The sequence below is a fragment of the Micromonospora sp. H61 genome (assembly GCF_018070325.1).
GTDB classification, from domain to species: Bacteria; Actinomycetota; Actinomycetes; order Mycobacteriales; family Micromonosporaceae; genus Micromonospora; species Micromonospora salmantinae.
In genome coordinates this window covers 40,947-58,249 of the sequence record NZ_JAGPXY010000002.1, presented here as the reverse complement: position 1 = coordinate 58,249, position 17,303 = coordinate 40,947, and the positions used below count along the sequence as shown (strand labels likewise).

Below are 17,303 nucleotides of genomic sequence, written 5' to 3'. Positions count from 1 at the left end.
ACCGCAACTCGGACACACGCCCCCCAGGAGCAGGATTCGGTCCAGCCTAAAAGACTCGACCGAGGTCATGGGGACCCGATTCACTCCCCGGACATGGGGACCAGAGAAACCATCCGGACCGCCGTTCGAGACGTCGTACCGCCGGCCGGGCTGACCCGCGCCCTGGCCGTGCAGGCCATGGTCTACGCCGTCGGCAGCGGCCTGTTCCACGCCGGTAGCGCCGTCTTCTTCACCCGGGCGCTCGGGCTCAGCGCCGCCCAGGTCGGGTTGGGTCTGTCCATCGCGGCGGGGGTGTCGCTGTTGGGCACCGTGCCGCTGGGTGGGCTCACCGACCGGTACGGGCCGCAGCGGGTGTGGGTGGTGGGGCTGGTGCTGAACGCGGTGCTGTTCGCGACCTACCCGTTCGTGGGCGGCTTCGTGGGGTTCCTCGCCGTGGTGGTGGCGCTGGCCGCGGTGGACGCCGCTGTCGGCGTGGCCCGGCAGGTCTACTCGATCAACGCGCTCCCGCCGGCCGAACGGGTCACGGCGATGGCGTACCAGCGCTCGTCGCTGAACGTCGGCTTCGGGCTCGGCGCGGTGATCAGCGGCCTGGTGCTGGCGGTGGACACGATCACGGCGTACCGGGGGATGGTCTGGTTCATCTCGACGGTTTTCCTCGTGACGGCCCTCTTCGTGCGGCGACTGCCCCGGCTGCCGCAGGTGACCCGACCGGCGGAGCCGATGAGTCGGCTCGCCGTGCTCCGGGACCGGCCGTTCATGGCGGTGTCAGTGGTGTCCGGGCTGCTCACCGCGCACGGGGTGCTCTACTTGACGGTCCTGCCGCTGTGGATCCTCACCCACACCGACGCCCCGAAGACGGTGATCGCCGGGCTGGTGCTGCTCAACACGATCCTGATCGTGCTGCTCCAGGTGCGCGTCAGCCGGGGCGCGGACACCGCTGCGGGCGCGGCTCGGGCCTCCCGTCGGGGTGGACTGCTGATCGCCCTGTTCTGCCTGGTCCTGCCGATTTCCGGCGTCACTCGGGGCACGCTCACAGTGGTGGTGCTGGTAGCCGCCGCGTTGCTGCTGATCCTGGCCGAGCTGATCGAGTCGGCGGGCGCCTGGGGGCTCACCGCCACCCTGCCGCCGGCCGACCAGCGCGGTGCGTACGTGGGGGCGCTCGGACTCGGCGTGCAGGTCCAGTACCTGATCGCGCCGGCGGGACTGACCGCGCTCGGGGTGACCACCGGCGGGTGGGGTTGGTTACCGACGGCAGCGATCTTCGTGCTGGTGGCGGTGGCGATCGTGCCCGCGGTGGCCTGGGCGCAACGGACGCCGAGGCTGGGTGCCGAGGCCGCAGAGCCGGCCATGACCCCGGTCCCATAGTCCGGACCTGTCTTTCCACCCCCCGTTCCATCACGTAGGGTGACCTGGTCATGTGGCAGGCGCTGCTCCTCCTTAGCCGCCGCGACGAGGCCTGACCGGCCGGCACCTCGTCGCGGAGTCGCATCGCGCCGTCCAGCACATCCGAGTTTCTTCTCGGCACCGCCGCGCACCGTCGCCCGGCATCTCGCCGACACCTTCCGATCTGCTGACGCCACATGTTCCAGGGAGCACTCTGAGATGGCTCAACCTGTCACCGACGCCGAACCCGATCCGATCGCCCGGCAACGCCCGAGCCGGATGCCCTACCACCGCTACCAGCCGTACCGGGAGCAGTTCCGGGTCGAACTGCCGGACCGCACCTGGCCCACCCGCACCGTCGAGGCCGCCCCCCGCTGGTGCGCCGTGGATCTCCGCGACGGCAACCAGGCCCTGATCGACCCGATGTCGCCCGAGCGCAAGCGCCGGATGTTCCAGCTGCTGGTCCAGATGGGCTACAAGGAGATCGAGGTCGGCTTCCCGTCGGCCAGCCAGACCGACTTCGACTTCGTCCGGCAGCTCATCGAAGACGACATGATCCCGGACGACGTCACCATCCAGGTGCTCACGCAGTGCCGGGAGCACCTGATCGACCGGACGTTCGAGTCGCTGCGCGGCGCGAAGCGGGCCATCGTGCACTTCTACAACTCGACCTCCACCCTCCAGCGGCGGGTGGTCTTCGGCCTGGACCGGGACGGCATCGCCGACATCGCCACCACCGGGGCGCGGCTCTGCCAGAAGTACGCGGAGATCCACACCCCGGACACGGAGATCTTCTACGAGTACTCGCCGGAGTCGTACACGGGCACCGAGCTGGAGTACGCGCTGGAGGTCTGCTCCCGGGTGATCGACGTGATCGACCCGACCCCGGACCGGCCGCTGATCATCAACCTGCCGGCCACCGTCGAGATGGCCACCCCCAACGTGTACGCCGACTCGATCGAGTGGATGCACAGGCACCTGCCGCGCCGGGACAGCGTGGTGCTGAGCCTGCACCCGCACAACGACCGGGGCACCGGCGTGGCCGCCGCCGAGCTGGGCCTGCTGGCCGGCGCGGACCGCATCGAGGGCTGCCTGTTCGGCAACGGTGAGCGCACCGGCAACGTCGACCTGGTGACCCTGGGGCTCAACATCTTCTCCCAGGGCATCGACCCGATGATCGACTTCTCGAACATCGACGAGATCCGGCGAGCCGTCGAGTACTGCAACCAGCTGCCTGTGCACGAGCGCCACCCGTACGCGGGCGACCTGGTCTACACCGCCTTCTCCGGCTCCCACCAGGACGCGATCAAGAAGGGCTTCGACGCTCTCGCCGCCGACGCGAAGGCGGCCGGCGTACCGGTGGACGAGCACACCTGGGCGGTGCCGTACCTGCCGATCGACCCGAAGGACCTGGGCCGCACCTACGAGGCGGTCATCCGGGTCAACTCGCAGTCCGGCAAGGGCGGCGTGGCGTACATCATGAAGAGCGAGCACCAACTGGACCTGCCGCGTCGGCTCCAGATCGAGTTCTCCGGTGTGGTGCAGCAGGTCACCGATCACGACGGCGGCGAGGTCGACCCGGCCGCCATGTGGGAGATCTTCGCGACGCACTACCTGCTCGATCACCAGCCCGACCCGACGGTTCGGCTGGCCGGCTACACGATCGGCACTGTGGACGGCAAGGTCGAGATCGAGGCCCAGGTCGGTGTGGGCGGCGAGCAGCGGTCCCTCGCCGCGGTCGGCAACGGCCCGATCGACGCGTACGTCAACGCGCTCCAGTCGGTCGGGGTGGGCGTACGGGTGCTCGACTACCACGAGCACGCGCTCTCCTCCGGTGGTGACGCGCAGGCCGCCGCGTACGTGGAGTGTGAGGTGGACGGCAGGACGGTGTGGGGTGTCGGCACCGACGCCAACATCGTGACCGCGTCGATCAAGGCGGTCACCAGCGCCGTCAACCGCGCCCGCCGCTGATCTGAGCGCGACACCCCCGGAGTGGCTTGCTACTTCGGGGGTGTCGCGGCGGGCAGCGAATGGCAGGGCTGGGACGGCGGGGCTTCCCGGGGCGGTCGGTGGACCAGCACGAGGGCCAGCAGCGCGCCGGCCACGAGCAGCCCCGCACACCACTCCATCGCGGCCCGGAACGCGTCGGTCAGCTCGGCCTTCTGCTCGTACCCGCCGCCGGAGAGCCCGACGAGCAGCGGCAGCGCCGCCACCGCGAGCAGGCCGCCGGCGCGGGACGCGGCGTTGTTGAACCCGCTGGCCACCCCGGAGAACCGGTCCTGCACGGCGGCCAGCACCGACGCGGTCAGCGGTGCCACCACCAGGGTCAGCCCGATGCCGAAGAGCAGCACCCCGGGCAGCACGTCCCGCCAGTACGACGCGCCCGGTCCGACGCCGCGCAGCAGCAGCAGGCCGACCGCGGCGACCACCGGTCCGATGGCCAGCGGCAGCCGTGGCCCGATCCGGGCGGACAGCGCACCGGCGCGCGCGGAGCCGACCAACAGCAGCAGTGTCATCGGCAGCAACGCGATGCCGGTGCGGAAGGCCGACCAGCCGACCACGTTCTGCAGGTAGACGGCGAAGAAGAAGGTGAAGCCGCCGAGCGCCGCGTAGACGACGACTGTGAAGATGTTCAGCACCGAGAAGAGTCGGCTGCCGAACAGCCCGGTGGGCAGCATCGCGGCGTCGCCACGCCGCCGTTCCAGCAGGACGAAGGCCACTGCGGAGAGCACCCCGACCACCGCTGCGATCAGCACCTCGGCAGAGTCGAACCCGCGGGCCGGCGCGTCGATCAGGGCGTACGTGACGCCGGCGAGCGCGAGCGCTCCGAGCAGGGCTCCGGCGACGTCGAACCGCCGTCGGGTCCGACCCCGCCCTTCGGTGCGGGAGGCGCTCTCGTCGCGGCTCTCCGGCACCCAGCGCAGGGCGGCCAGCAGCACCAGCACGGCGATCGGCAGGTTGAGGAAGAAGATCCAACGCCAGGAGAGCGCGTCGATCAGCCAGCCCCCGATGAACGGGCCCAGCGCTGTGGACACCCCGGACAGCCCGGCCCAGGCACCGATCGCCCGGCCCCGGTCGTCGGGGTGGAAGCTCGCCTGGAGCACCGACAGCGACCCGGGTGTGAGCAGCGCGCCACCGGCGCCCTGGAGGAACCGGGCCGCGATCAGCATGCCGGTGTCCTGGGCCAGCCCGCAGAGCACTGAGGCGGCGGTGAACCAGAGCACGCCGATGAGGAAGATGCGTCGCCGGCCGAAGCGGTCGCCGAGCGCGCCGCCGAGCAGCACGAACGCCGCCAGCATCAGCAGGTAGCCGTTGATGGTCCATTGGAGATCGGCCACGTTCGCGCCGAGGTCCTGCCCGAGTTTCGGCAGCGCCACGTTGACGACGGTGCTGTCGAGGAAGACCATGCCAGAGGCGAGTACGGCGGCGAGCAGCGTGCCCCGGCCGGCGGTGGTGCCCATCCGGAGGGCGGTCGCCGGTACGGGTGCGGTCATCCCACCAATCTGCCTTGCATCATGTGGGAGACGCCACGAAACGCCGAAACCGTGCCCGGGTACTGTGCGCAATCGCCGGGAGCCCCCAAGCTGGAGAGGTGTCGTCTGTGCGTACCAGATCAGGACCGCGAGCGGCGGTGGCCGCGCTCACCGCGGCGCTGGCGCTCGGCGTGGCCGGTTGCGTCCCGCAGGATGAGCCGACCACACCGCCGTCGAGCGACGGCGGCAACGCCGCGGAGCAGCTGAGCCAGCTCACCGTCGCTACCGCCGGCTCGATGAAGGGCTACAGCCGGGAGCGTTTCCCGCACTGGCGGGACACCGGCAAGAACTGCGATGTCCGGGACAGCATCCTCCAGCGCGACGGCAAGGACGTGAAGCTCTCCGGCTGCAACGTGGTCGGTGGGCGCTGGGAGAGCGTGTACGACGGTCGCAGCTTCTCGGATCCCTCCGACGTGGACATCGACCACATGGTGCCGTTGGCCAACGCGTGGCGCTCGGGTGCCGACGAGTGGGACAACGCGAAGCGCGGCGATTTCGCCAACGACACCACCCGTCCGCAGCTTTTCGCGGTTTCCGCCTCGTCGAACCGGGCAAAGGGTGACCAGGACCCGTCCCAGTGGAAACCGGCAAGCCGGTCCTACTGGTGCAAATACGCTCAGGACTGGGTGACGGTCAAGCACTACTGGAAGCTGACGGTGACCAGCGCCGAGAAGGCCGCCCTGACCGACATGTTGGAGGGCTGTTCAGTGGGGAGCGATTCGTGACCGCCGCCGGGGAGAGCGGCCCGGCCGCCGCCGGCATGACAGCGGACGGCACCGCCGAGACCCCCGCCGCCGTGCCGGGTGCCGGCATGGTCGCGGACTCGGGCGGGGCGGCCGGCCCGCAGGCCCGCACCACCGACATCGTGCCCGGCCCCGGCGGCGTGATGACCGACGAGGTCGGCGTCGTCACCGGTGACCTGACGCTGCGCACCGAGTACGCGGACGGCACCGTCACGGTGCGGGTGCAGTACAAGGACGCGGACGAGTGGTACACGGTGACCGGCACGTCGGTCACGCTGGCCGACCCGGCTGGGCTGGACGCGGTGCACGGCGTCGCGGTGGGGCTGCTCAACCGCCCCGAAGGCTGACGAGCGCCGGCACCGCGTCCAGTCTCAGACGTACGAGCCCGGCTCGGTGGGCGCGGAGACCACGCCCGGCGCGTCCCCCTCGCCCTCGGGTCGGACGATCTGCGCGCTGACCCCGTGCGGGCGCAGTTCGCCGCTGGCGATCTGCTCAGCCCAGTGGCAGGCCACCCGGCTGGCACCGATGTCGCGCAGCACCGGTCGCTCGTCGGCGCAGCGGGTGGGCTGCGCCCACGGGCAGCGGGTGTGGAAGCGGCAGCCGGACGGCGGGTTGGCCGGCGACGGCAGGTCACCGGCGAGCAGGATCCGCTCCCGGCGGTCCTCCACGTCCGGATCCGGCACCGGCACCGCCGACATCAGCGCCCGGGTGTACGGGTGCAGCGGCTCGGTGTAGAGCCGGTCGCTCGGCGCCTCCTCGACCAGCGCGCCCAGGTACATGACGCCGACAGTGTCGGAGATGTGCCGGACCACAGCGAGGTCGTGCGCGATCACCAGGTAGGTCAGCCCCAGGCTGTCCTGGAGTTCGTCCAGCAGGTTGACCACCTGGGCCTGGATCGACACGTCGAGCGCCGAGACCGGCTCGTCGGCGACGATCAGCTCCGGCCCGAGCACCAGCGCGCGGGCGATGCCGATGCGCTGCCGCTGCCCGCCGGAGAACTCGTGCGGGTAGCGGGACAGCGCCCAGCGCGGCAGCCCGACCGCGTCCAGGGTCTCGCCGATGATCCGTCGACGGTCGGTGCGGTCGGTGCCGATCCCGTGGGTCTGCAGGCCCTCGGTCAGGATCGACTCGACGTTCTGCCGGGGGTCGAGGCTGGACATCGGGTCCTGGAAGATCATCTGCATCCGGCGACGCATGCTGCGCAGCTTGCCGGACGGCAGCGTCGTCAGCTCGACGCCGTCGAAGCTGACCTCACCGGCGGTCGGCGGGGTGAGCTGGAGCAGCGCCCGACCCAACGTGGACTTGCCGCAGCCGGACTCACCCACCAGGCCGTACGTCTTGCCCCTCACGATGCTCAGGTCGACACCGTCGACGGCCTTCACCTGGCCGACCACCCGGTCGAAGAGCACCCCCCGTTTGATCGGGAAGTGCACCTTCAGGTCACGCACCTCGACGAGGATGTCGTTGTCACTCACGCTGATTCCTCCTCGCGCGGGGCGGGCACCATGCCCGGCAGCGGCTCCGGGTTGACGCACCGGTAGCTCCGTCCGTCGTGCGCGTGCACCAGCTCCGGCGGCTCACCCACACACTCGTCGATCCGGCGGGCGCAGCGCGGGGCGAAGGCGCATCCGTCCGGCCAGGGCAGCAGGTCGCGGACCGAACCGGGGATCGGGTTGAGCTTCTCGCCCCGCCCGGCGTCCAGGCGCGGCACCGAGCCGAGCAGACCCACCGTGTACGGGTGACGCGGCTGGCGGAACAGCGGACGACGGCGGGCCGTCTCCACCACCCGGCCGCCGTAGAGCACGTTGACGGTGTCGCACATGCCGGCCACCACACCCAGATCGTGCGTGATCATCAACAGTGCGGTGCCGGAGTCCCGGACCAGTTCCTTGAGCAGCTCCAGGATCTGGGCCTGGATGGTGACGTCCAGCGCGGTGGTCGGCTCGTCGGCGATCAGCAACCGAGGCTGGCAGGCCACCGCCATCGCGATGAGCGCACGCTGGCGCATCCCACCGGAGAGCTGGTGCGGGTACTCCTTGAGCCGCCGCTTCGGGTCGGGGATGCCGACCCGATCCAGCAGCGCCGCCGCCTCCTTCGCCGCGGCCTCGCCCTTCATCCCCCGGTGCCGGGTGAGCACCTCGGTCACCTGCAACCCGATCGGGATCACCGGGTTCAGCGAGGAGAGCGGGTCCTGGAAGATCATCGCGATGTCCCGGCCCCGGATGTCCCGCCGCGACCGGTCGTCGAGCTGGAGCAGGTCGGTGCCGTCGAAGACGGCCTTGCCGCCGACCCGCAGGCCGGGCTGCTTGGGCAACAGGCCCATGATCGCGAGCGAGGTGACGCTCTTGCCGCAGCCGGACTCGCCGACCAGGCCGACCACCTCACCGGCGTCGACCGAGAAGGACACCCCGTCGACAGCGTGCACGGCCCGTTGACCGCGGCGGGCGAACGTGACGGAGAGATCTTCAACTTCGAGCAGTGCCATTACTGGCCCTCCGTTCGCGACTGCGGGGCTCGCAAGCTCACTCCTCGCGCTTCACACATGCCGGGCCTACTTCCGCAGCTTCGGGTCGAGGGCCTCACGCATCGCCTCACCCAGCAGGGTGAAGCCGAGCGCGGTGATGATGATCGCGACGGCCGGGTAGATCGCCAGTGACGGCCGGATGCCGAGGTACTGCTGCGCGTCGGCGAGCATGACCCCCCACTCCGGTACGGCGGTGTCCGGGTTGCCGAGGCCGAGGAAGGAGAGCGCCGCAGCCTCGATGATCGCGGTGGCCAGGGTCAGCGTGGCCTGCACGATCACCGGGGCGAGCGAGTTCGGCACCACGTGGGTCAGCGCGATCTTCGACTTCTTGACGCCGAGCGAGGTCGCCGCCAGCACGTAGTCGCTGTTGGCCTGGGAGATCATCGAGCCGCGCAGCAGCCGGGCGAACACCGGCACCGAGACCACACCGACAGCGATCATCACGGTGGTCAGGCTGGCCCCGAGCAGAGCGGCGATGCTCACCGCCAGCAGCAGGCTCGGCATCGCCAGCAGCATGTCGATGAAGCGCATCAGGGTGGTGTCGATCCACCGCCCCCACCGGCCACCGAGGCCGGCGGCGGCACCGGAGACGCCACCGATCAGCGCGCCCACCGCCAGACCGATCAGGGTGGAGACCACGCCGACCAGCAGGGTCTGACGGGCCCCCACGATCATCCGGCTGAACTCGTCTCGGCCCTGGTGGTCGTAACCGAACCAGTGATCGCCGGTCGGGCCGGGAATGACACCCGGCTTGATCAGCCCTTCCCGGATGCCGATCGTGTCAGTCGCCGCGTACGGCACGAGGAACGGGCCGACCACAGCGACCAGCACGAAGAGCGCCAGGATGACCGCGCCGACGATCGCGGCCGGGTTACCGCGCAGCCGGCGGAACGCCTCCTGCCAGAGGCTGACGCCCCGCTCGTCGTCACGGGCTGCCAGCTCGGCGAGCCTGTCGATCTTTTCGCGCTTCTTGCCTGGGCTGAGTGTCATCGCACCCTCACCCTCGGGTCGATGAAGCTGTAGGAGAGATCGACCAGGAGGTTCACCAGCACGTACACCACCGCGATGATCAGGATGAAGCCCATCAGCACCGGATAGTCGCGTTGGCCGATGGCCTCGGCGACGAACGCTCCGATGCCGCTGAAGGCGAAGACGGTCTCGGTCAGCACCGCGCCGGAGAGCAGGCCGCCAGCGAGCAGACCGATCGAGGTGGCGACCGGCAGCATGGCGTTGCGCAGGACGTGCCGGCGACGAACCGTCTGCTCGGTCAGGCCCTTCGCCTCGGCGGTCCGTACGAAGTCCTCGTTCAGCACCTCCAGCACGCTCGCCCGGGTGATCCGGACGATGATCGCCAGCGGGATGCTGGCCAGCGCGATGCTGGGCAACACCAGATGCCAGAGGGCGTCGGCGGCGGCGTCCCACTCACGGGTCATCAACCCGTCGAGGACGAAGAAGTTGGTGACCCGGGTCGCCCCGAGCGTCGGGTCCTGCCGGCCGCTGGACGGGAACCAGTGCAGGTTTTCCGAGAAGATCGCTTTGAGCACGTAGCCCAGGAAGAAGACCGGGATGCAGATGCCGATCAGCGAGCCGCCCACTGACGCGTGGTCAAGGAAACGGCCGCGACGCCGGGCTGCCAGGTAGCCCAGCGGGATGCCGACGCCGATCGCGATGATCATCGCGGTGATGGTCAGCTCGACGGTGCCGGGGAAGCGCTCGATGAACTCCGTGGTGACCGCCCGCTTGGTGGAGGTCGAGGTGCCCAGATCGAGCTTGATCATCCGCCGTACGAAACGGCCGTACTGCACCAGGATGGGCTCGTCGAGCCCCATGTTGCGACGGATCGCGGCCCGCATCTCGGGGGTGCCGCGCTCGCCGAGGATGGCGGTCTCGGGGCCGCCGGGAAGTCGGCGGAGCCAGATGAAGAGCAGGAGGGAGAGCCCGAACAGCGTGGGTATCAGCTGAAGCAGGCGCCTGACGATGAACCGGAACACGGCGGCCTCGAAGGGGTGCGGAGGGTTGCGGGCGGGCGCTGTGCGACAGCGCCCGCCCGCGTTCCTTGCTGCGTCAGATCAGGACTTACTTGAACTCGGCGGTCGCGTACCGCTCGTCGGTGAGCGGGCTCGCCTTGACGCCGGTCACGTCCTTGCCGAACACGATCGCCGGCGGCGAGTGCGAGATCGGCACACCGGGCAGGAAGTCCATCACGGACTTGTTCAGGGCCTTGTACTTCTCGGTCCGGGCCGCGATGTCGGCGGTGCCGTCCGCGTCCTTGAACTGGTCGAACAGGGCCTTGTTGTTGAAGCCCCACTCGTCCTTCGGCCGGTCGAAGAAGGTGCCGATGAAGTTGTAGGCGTCGCCGTAGTCACCGGTCCAGCCCAGGAAGTGGATGTCGTGCTTGCTACCCGAGGTGGTGGCGTTCAGGTAGTCCGGGCTCCACTTCAGCGGGATCGCCTCGACGGTGATGCCAACGGCCTTCAGGTCCGCCGAGAGCAACTCGAAGATGTCCTTCGGGTTCGGCATGTACGGCCGGGTGACCTCGGTCGGGTAGTGGAACTTCAGCGTCAGGTTCGACGCGCCGGCCTCGGCCAGCAGCGCCTTCGCCTTGGCCGGGTCGTAGGTGTACTTCGTGACGTCACCGTTCCAGCCCTCGACGGTGTCCGGCATGAAGTTGTCGGCGACCTTGGCACCCGGCGGCAGCTTGGAGGTGACCAGCTGCTGACGGTTCAGGGCGTACGCGATGGCCTGCCGGACGCGGATGTCGGCGAGCTTCGGGTTGCCCTTCTGGTTCATCGCCAGGTAGAGCACGTTGAACGCCGGGCGCGTGAGCATGTTGAAGCCCTCGCTCTTCAGCGGCTCGACGTCGGCCGGGCCAACCAGGTCGTAGCCCTGGATGTCACCGGAGCGCAGCGCCTGCTTGCGGGCGTTCTCATCCGAGATCGTCTTGAAGATGAGGGTCTTCAGCTTGGCCTTGGCGCCCGAGTAGTCCTCGTTGCGCTCCAGGGTCAGCGTCTTGTTCGCGACGTCCCAGGTCTTGAACTTGAACGGTCCGGTGCCGGTCGGGTGCTCCGTCGCGTACGACGGGTACTTGATGTCCTCGGCGGTGCCCGCGACGTTGCTCGCGTCGAACTCCTGCAGCGCCTTCGGGCTGTGGATGGAGAACGAGGGGAGCATCAGCGCGGCCGGGATCTTGCTGGAGACCCGGGTGAAGGCCAGGTCCACAGTGGTGGCGTCCTTGGCGGCGCAGGACTTGAAGAGACTCGGCGGGAGATCCGCGTTCTCGTTCTTGGCGAAGCCGCCCATGACGTCCTGCCAGTACGCGGTCACGTCCGGGCTCTGCATGAGGCCCTTGGCGTTGTACCAGCGGTTGAAGTTGACGCAGACGGCCTCGGCGTTGAAGTCGGTGCCGTCGTGGAACTTCACGCCCGAGCGGAGCTTGAAGGTCCAGGTGGTGCCGGTGGCGTCCGGGGTCCAGGACTCGGCCAGGCCGGGGGTGACCTTCGTGCCACCCTCCTCCGGTCGGACCAGGGTCTCGAAGACCTGACGCGCCACGCGCAGCGACTCACCGTCGCTGGCGAAGCTCGGGTCGAGCACCTTCGGGTCTCCGGCGACGCCGAAGACGAGGGTGTCCTTCTTGCTACCGCCGGAATTGTCGTCGCGGTTGCTCTCGGCGCAGCCTGCTACCGCGAGGGCCGCGACCGCGATGGCCGCGATCGCGGCCTTCGGCCTGGGTGCACGCATGTGTGCTTCACCTCGTCCTTGGGGGTACGGACAACGTGGTGACAGGGGTCACCGATGGCGGTGACCATAGCTCCCGATGCGTCCACCCGGAAACCGCTGAGTGGACGGTTGGTATCGGATCGTGCCTCAACCGCCGCTTGACATTCGATTCTTAGGTAAACAGCGGCAAAAACCGATCAATCAGCACCCGCGATGCCAAACTGTTACGTCGAACAGCCCCGATGAGGGCACAGGTGTCAGATCATTTCCGGGCAGAGACGCAGCGGTGGCCGGCACCCACACGGGTGCCGGCCACCGGCCGTACGTCAGGGAGGTCAGACCGCGCGGCGCCCCTCGAAGGCCCGACCAAGGGTGATCTCGTCGGCGTACTCCAGATCGCCGCCGACCGGCAGCCCGCTGGCCAGCCGGGTCACCGAGATGCCCATCGGCTTCACCATCAACGCCAGATAGGTGGCGGTCGCCTCGCCCTCGGTGTTCGGATCCGTGGCCAGGATCAACTCCCGCACCCCGCCACCGCCGAGCCGGATCATCAACTCCCGGATGCGGAGATTGTCCGGGCCGATCCCCTCCAGCGGATTGATCGCGCCACCCAGCACGTGGTAGCGACCGCGGAACTCACCGGTCCGCTCGATGGCCACCACGTCCTTGGGCTCCTCCACCACGCACAGCACCTCTTCGGTGCGACGCTGGTCGCGGCAGATCCGGCACTGCTCGGACTCGGCCACGTTGTAGCAGGTGGTGCAGAACCGCACCAGCTCCTTGACCTTGCGCAGCGCGCCGGCCAGCCGGTTGACGTCGGCCGGATCCGCCGAGAGGACGTGGAACGCGATCCGCTGAGCGCTCTTCGGACCCACGCCCGGCAGCCGACCCAGCTCGTCGATCAGATCCTGGATGGCACCTTCGTACATCTGCCGGCTCAGAAACCGGGCAGGCCGAGGCCGCCCATGCCGCCGGCGACCGGGCCCATCTTGCGCTCGGTCAGCTCCCGGGCCGCCTCGGCGGCGTTGTGCACTGCCGCGACGACCAGATCCTCCAGCGTCTCCACGTCGTCCGGGTCGACGGCCTTCGGGTCGATCTTGATGGCCTTGAGTTCACCGGAGCCGGAGACGGTCGCGGTGACCAACCCGCCGCCGGCGGTGCCGGTCAGCTCGGCCTCGGCCAGCTCGGCCTGGGCGGCGGCGATCTGCTGCTGCATCTTCTGCGCCTGCTTCAGCATCTGCTGCATGTTCGGCTGTCCACCTGGGCGCACGGGATGGCTCCTTCTCGCACTCGTCTGCTCGACCGCCGCTCAGCCTATCCGCTGGGACCGACCTCGCCCCGCCCGGTGCGTCCGCCCACGCCGAGCCTCCGGGTACGGCTACCCCTACCCCGAACCGGCCATCTGCTGGTAGTGCGCCCGCAGCCGCCGCACTGGTCTGCTCGTGGCATGAACCTCAACCGCACCGGCCGGGTCGGCACACTGTGCTGGCTCGCGGCCGCGCCCATCTTCCTCGTCGCCAGCCTGATCACCGGGCTGCGGTGGCGCGAGCCGGCCTACAGCTGGGCCACCCACAACATCAGCGACCTCGGCAACGCCCACTGCGGCGTCTGGGACACCACCCGCCCCCGCTACGTCTGCTCACCATGGCACCCACTGATGAACACCGCGACACTGGCCACCGCCGTACTGCTCGCCGCCGGGCTCCTGTTGACCTGGCGAATCCTCGGCCGCGGCCCGGTGGTGCGCACGGTCCAGACACTCCTGCTGCTGGCCACCGGCGGTTACGCCCTCGCGGCCCTCTACCCGGCCGACATCGACGAGAACCTGCACGTCCTCGGCGCAGTCCTGATCATGGGGATGGGCAACATCGGCCTGCTCCTGGCCGGCTTCGCACCACGAAACACGACGCTCGGCCGATGGCGACGACTCACCCTCACCGCCGGGCTGATCGCGCTGGCCGGAACAACACTGTTCGCCGCCCAACAGGGCCTGGCCATCGGGGTAGGCGGCATGGAACGAGTAGCCGTCCTACCGTTCCCCTTGTGGGCCTGCGCCCTAGCTGTCCTACTGGCCGAAACCCCTCCCCTACGCGATCTTGCACTTCCTGCTGCGACATAAAGGGGCATTCGGCGCAAGACGACAACCGAAACTGCAAGATCGCCGAGCCGGGGTGGGTGGGGCCGCTAGCGGGCGTCGATCTCGTTGATCTTCTCGGCGCCGAAGGTCTCCCGGAGCAGCCGTACCGCCTGCTCCTCGCTGGACTCCCGTGCGGTCTTCTCGTCGATGATCTCGTCCAACGGCTCGTCGCCCGGGTCGAACCCCTCAAGGGCCGGGGCCGCGGCCGGTGCCGCGCCGCCGGGTCGACCGGCCCGCGCCGGGCCGTCGAAGTCCGGGTCGTAGGGCGGCTCGCCCGCCCATTCCGCGTCCGCGACGGGCCGGGCTGCCGCTCCGGTACGCGCACCGCGCCCCGCCGCCGCCGCGCGAGCCGCGGCGATGGCGCTGCTCACCGGCGCACCACCGGCTGCCGCCGGCTGCCGGGCCGCCGGTGTCGGGTTACCCCGCCCGCCCGGTTTACCGCCACCGGCCGCTGACCCGGAACCGCCCGAACCGCCCGGCCCGGTGCCGTTCCCGCCACCGCCGTTGGTGCCGCTGCCGTTGGTACCGTTCCCGGTGCTGCCGTTCCCGTTCCCGGTGCTGCCGTTCGCGCCGGTCGACGCCGGTGCAGAGTAGGGGCTCGACTCGGTTCCGGCCGACGCGCCGCCGGGTCGGGCGGCCTCCGGCCAGTCCTCGTCATCCGTAGCCTCGGCGGCGAGGGCGCCGCCGCCGGGGCGGGCCGCCGCCGGCCAGTCGCCGTCGTCGTCCGCCGCCGGGGTGGAGGGCGCTGTGCCCTGCCCGCCAGCACCGTGCCCAGCGGAACCCGCACCGACACCGCCGCGCGAAGCCGAGCCGGCAGCGCCGCTCGGGTTCGCGGCGGTCGGCGAGGCGTTCGTCGGACCGGCGGCGGTCGGGGCGTTGGGGCCCACTGTCCCCGGCCCGGCGGCGTTCGCACGTGGCGCCGCGTTCGAGCCAGGCGCGTTCGAACCCGGCGCGGGGTTCGTGCTTGGCCCGGCATTCGAGCCAGCCGCAGCGCTGACGCCAGGCGCCGCGCTCGCACTCGGCGCCGCGCTCGAGCCAGGCCCGCCGTTCGAGCCAGGCCCGCCGTTCGAGCCAGGCGTGGGGTTCGAGCCAGGCGCCGCGCTCGAGCCAGGCGTGGGGTTCGAGCCAGGCGTGGGATTCGTGCTTGGCCCGGCCGGCGGCGCGCTCGTCGGGCCGGCGGCAGTCGGGGTCGCGGCGTTCGTCGCGGCGGCGGGCGTGGCTGGCGGCGCGGCGGGTCGGGCCGGTGCGGTCTGCTGCGCGCGCGGTGAACCGGACAGCGACACGCCACCGCGCTCGCCGGCCACCTCGCACCGGATCTGCCAGCGCCCGCCCAACTCCTCGTACAGCGCGTCGGTGAGCACCGCCGCGTGGTCGGCCATCATCTTGGCCAGCACTGTGGACTTCACCGTCAGCACCAGCATGTCGCCGTCGAGTTCGCGGACGACCGCGTCCCGCATCAGGGCGGCGATCCGCTTGTTGGTCCGGTTGACCTTGCCGACCACGTCGGGCCAGACGCGGCGAACCGCTACCGCGTCCAGCGCGGCGGCCGGTGCTCCGGGTCGAGGCGGCGCGGGCGTCGCCGGGTCGGGAAGCACCGCCGACGGTGGCACCACGCGACGCGGGGCCGGCCCGGCGGGCGAGACGGGTACGGCCTGGTCAGCGGTTGCCGACCCGGTCGACGCGCCCGGGGAGGCCGGGATCGGCGAGTCGGCCGCCGAGGCGTACGAGGCCGGCGCACCGGAGGTCGGAGCGGGTGCCCCGGTGACCGAAGCAGCCGGGGCGGGAGCGCCCTGGGCCGGGGACGCCGCCGGGTCGACAGCCCACGGCGGTGCGGAGGTCGGGGCGTTCACTGGTGTCGGGGTGGCGGCAGCCGGGACCGGGGTGGCTGGCTGCGGGCGTACCCCTGGGTGGTTGGTTGGCGCGGAGCCGGCGGCGGCCGACGGCGCGTCGGTGCCGCCCACTGTGAGCCGGCGTTCCATTCGCTCCAGGCGCTGGAGCAGGCCGCCGGTGGAGTCGTCCGCGCCGGGCAGCAGCATCCGGGCGCAGATCAGCTCCAGCAGCAGGCGGGGCGCGGTAGTGCCGCGCATCTCGACCAGCCCGTTGTGCACGATGTCGGCGCAGCGGGACAGCGTGGCCGAGCCGAGCTGCGAAGCCTGGGCTGCCATCCGCTCTATCTGGTCGGCCGGGCCGTCGATCAGACCCTTCGCTGCGGCGTCCGGCACCTGCTGGATCACGATCAGGTCGCGCAGCCGTTCCAGCAGGTCGGAGGCGAACCGACGCATGTCGTGCCCGGCCTCGGCGACCCGGTCGACGGTGGCGTACGCGGCGGCGCCGTCACCGGCGGCCAGCGCGTCGCACATCTCGTCGATCAGCGCCGAGTCGGTGACCCCGAGCAGCGCGACGGCCCGGGCGTAGCTGACCCCCTCCGTGCCGGCGCCGGCGATGAGCTGGTCGAGCACCGAGAGGCTGTCCCGCATGCTGCCGCCACCGGCGCGGACCACCAGCGGAAAGACCGCCGGCTCGACGGCGACGCCCTCGGCCTGGGTGAGCTGCTCCAGGTACGGGCGGACCACCTTCGGCGGAAACAGCCGGAACGGGTAGTGGTGGGTCCGCGACCGGATCGTGCCGAGGACCTTCTCCGGCTCGGTGGTGGCGAAGATGAACTTGACGTACTCCGGGGGCTCCTCGACCAGCTTGAGCAGGGCGTTGAAGCCCTGGGTCGAGACCATGTGCGCCTCGTCGATGATGTAGATCTTGAAGCGGCTGCTGGCCGGCGCGAAGAAGGCGCGCTCGCGCAGCTCGCGGGCGTCGTCGACACCGCCGTGGCTGGCCGCGTCGATCTCGATCACGTCGATCGAGCCGGCACCGTCGGCGGCCAGCGAGCGGCAGGAATCACACTTGCCGCACGGCTCGGGAGTGGGGCCCTGCTCACAGTTGAGCGAGCGGGCCATGATCCGGGCGCTGGTGGTCTTGCCGCAGCCGCGTGGGCCGGAGAAGAGGTAGGCGTGGTTGAGCCGTCCGCTGCGCAGCGCCTGCGACAGCGGCTCGGTCACGTGCTCCTGGCCGATGACCTCAGCGAAGGTACGCGGCCGGTACTTGCGGTAGAGCGCCAGCGTCACTCGTCCCGCCTCCTCTCGACCGAGCCATTCTGCGCCGGTCGGGCGCGGGTGACCACCCACCACCCCGGCGCCGCGGATGCCGTGCTTGATCCACCGGGCCGCCAGGGCTTGATCGACTCGGCTTTCTGGAAACCGCGGTGTCCGCGT

The 17,303-nt window shown here is 70.5% G+C and carries 14 protein-coding genes; 5 read left to right on the top strand and 9 right to left on the bottom strand.

Translation table 11 applies throughout. From position 1 onward, the window contains the following. Positions 1 to 93 precede the first annotated feature (93 nt). Together KBX08_RS01775 and leuA are read left to right on the top strand one after the other, a co-directional pair. Positions 94 to 1,365, top strand: a complete 1,272-nt coding sequence (locus KBX08_RS01775) for an MFS transporter (RefSeq protein ID WP_210780754.1) — start codon at positions 94 to 96, stop codon at positions 1,363 to 1,365. A gap of 237 nt (positions 1,366 to 1,602) precedes the next feature. Beyond that, positions 1,603 to 3,354, top strand: coding sequence for a 2-isopropylmalate synthase (gene leuA / locus KBX08_RS01770; protein ID WP_210780753.1), 1,752 nt, complete (start codon positions 1,603 to 1,605; stop codon positions 3,352 to 3,354). Between the two features lie 29 nt (positions 3,355 to 3,383). On the opposite strand, the gene KBX08_RS01765 is transcribed toward leuA, so the two are convergent. Next, complete coding sequence (locus tag KBX08_RS01765; RefSeq protein ID WP_210780752.1) at positions 3,384 to 4,877, bottom strand: MFS transporter; 1,494 nt, start codon at positions 4,875 to 4,877, stop codon at positions 3,384 to 3,386. A gap of 107 nt (positions 4,878 to 4,984) precedes the next feature. Between KBX08_RS01765 and KBX08_RS01760 the strand changes: the two genes are divergently transcribed. Both KBX08_RS01760 and KBX08_RS01755 read left to right on the top strand, forming a co-directional pair. Further along, the gene (locus KBX08_RS01760; protein WP_210780751.1) at positions 4,985 to 5,641 is read left to right on the top strand and encodes an HNH endonuclease family protein; all 657 of its coding nucleotides are present in this window, start codon (positions 4,985 to 4,987) and stop codon (positions 5,639 to 5,641) included. Next, a complete protein-coding gene (locus KBX08_RS01755) occupies positions 5,617 to 6,006 on the top strand; it encodes a hypothetical protein (RefSeq protein WP_210780920.1) in 390 nt (129 codons plus the stop codon). The genes KBX08_RS01760 and KBX08_RS01755 overlap by 25 nt, the downstream gene beginning before the upstream one ends. A gap of 24 nt (positions 6,007 to 6,030) precedes the next feature. Here the strand turns inward: KBX08_RS01755 and KBX08_RS01750 are convergent, their stop codons facing one another. The 7 genes from KBX08_RS01750 to KBX08_RS01720 form a co-directional block, all read right to left on the bottom strand. Then, positions 6,031 to 7,134, bottom strand: coding sequence for an ABC transporter ATP-binding protein (locus tag KBX08_RS01750; protein WP_210780750.1), 1,104 nt, complete (start codon positions 7,132 to 7,134; stop codon positions 6,031 to 6,033). Then, positions 7,131 to 8,144: an ABC transporter ATP-binding protein gene (locus tag KBX08_RS01745; RefSeq protein ID WP_112588584.1), complete on the bottom strand. Its 1,014-nt coding sequence runs from the start codon at positions 8,142 to 8,144 to the stop codon at positions 7,131 to 7,133. The genes KBX08_RS01750 and KBX08_RS01745 overlap by 4 nt, the downstream gene beginning before the upstream one ends. Before the next feature lie 66 nt (positions 8,145 to 8,210). Next, positions 8,211 to 9,173, bottom strand: a complete 963-nt coding sequence (locus KBX08_RS01740) for an ABC transporter permease (RefSeq protein WP_210780749.1) — start codon at positions 9,171 to 9,173, stop codon at positions 8,211 to 8,213. Then, positions 9,170 to 10,174, bottom strand: a complete 1,005-nt coding sequence (locus KBX08_RS01735) for an ABC transporter permease (RefSeq protein WP_124776655.1) — start codon at positions 10,172 to 10,174, stop codon at positions 9,170 to 9,172. The genes KBX08_RS01740 and KBX08_RS01735 overlap by 4 nt, the downstream gene beginning before the upstream one ends. A gap of 85 nt (positions 10,175 to 10,259) precedes the next feature. Next, entirely contained in the window at positions 10,260 to 11,921 is a 1,662-nt protein-coding gene (locus tag KBX08_RS01730) for an ABC transporter substrate-binding protein (RefSeq protein ID WP_210780748.1), read from the bottom strand. Positions 11,922 to 12,235: 314 nt separating this feature from the next. Beyond that, positions 12,236 to 12,829 (bottom strand): recombination mediator RecR, encoded by a 594-nt coding sequence (gene recR / locus KBX08_RS01725; protein WP_210780747.1) that lies wholly within the window; start codon positions 12,827 to 12,829, stop codon positions 12,236 to 12,238. 8 nt (positions 12,830 to 12,837) lie between these two features. After that, positions 12,838 to 13,146: a YbaB/EbfC family nucleoid-associated protein gene (locus KBX08_RS01720; RefSeq protein ID WP_007466279.1), complete on the bottom strand. Its 309-nt coding sequence runs from the start codon at positions 13,144 to 13,146 to the stop codon at positions 12,838 to 12,840. Positions 13,147 to 13,347: 201 nt separating this feature from the next. Between KBX08_RS01720 and KBX08_RS01715 the strand changes: the two genes are divergently transcribed. Then, the gene (locus tag KBX08_RS01715; RefSeq protein WP_210780746.1) at positions 13,348 to 14,019 is read left to right on the top strand and encodes a DUF998 domain-containing protein; all 672 of its coding nucleotides are present in this window, start codon (positions 13,348 to 13,350) and stop codon (positions 14,017 to 14,019) included. 65 nt (positions 14,020 to 14,084) lie between these two features. Here the strand turns inward: KBX08_RS01715 and KBX08_RS01710 are convergent, their stop codons facing one another. Beyond that, positions 14,085 to 17,156, bottom strand: coding sequence for a DNA polymerase III subunit gamma and tau (locus KBX08_RS01710; RefSeq protein ID WP_210780745.1), 3,072 nt, complete (start codon positions 17,154 to 17,156; stop codon positions 14,085 to 14,087). Positions 17,157 to 17,303 lie beyond the last annotated feature (147 nt).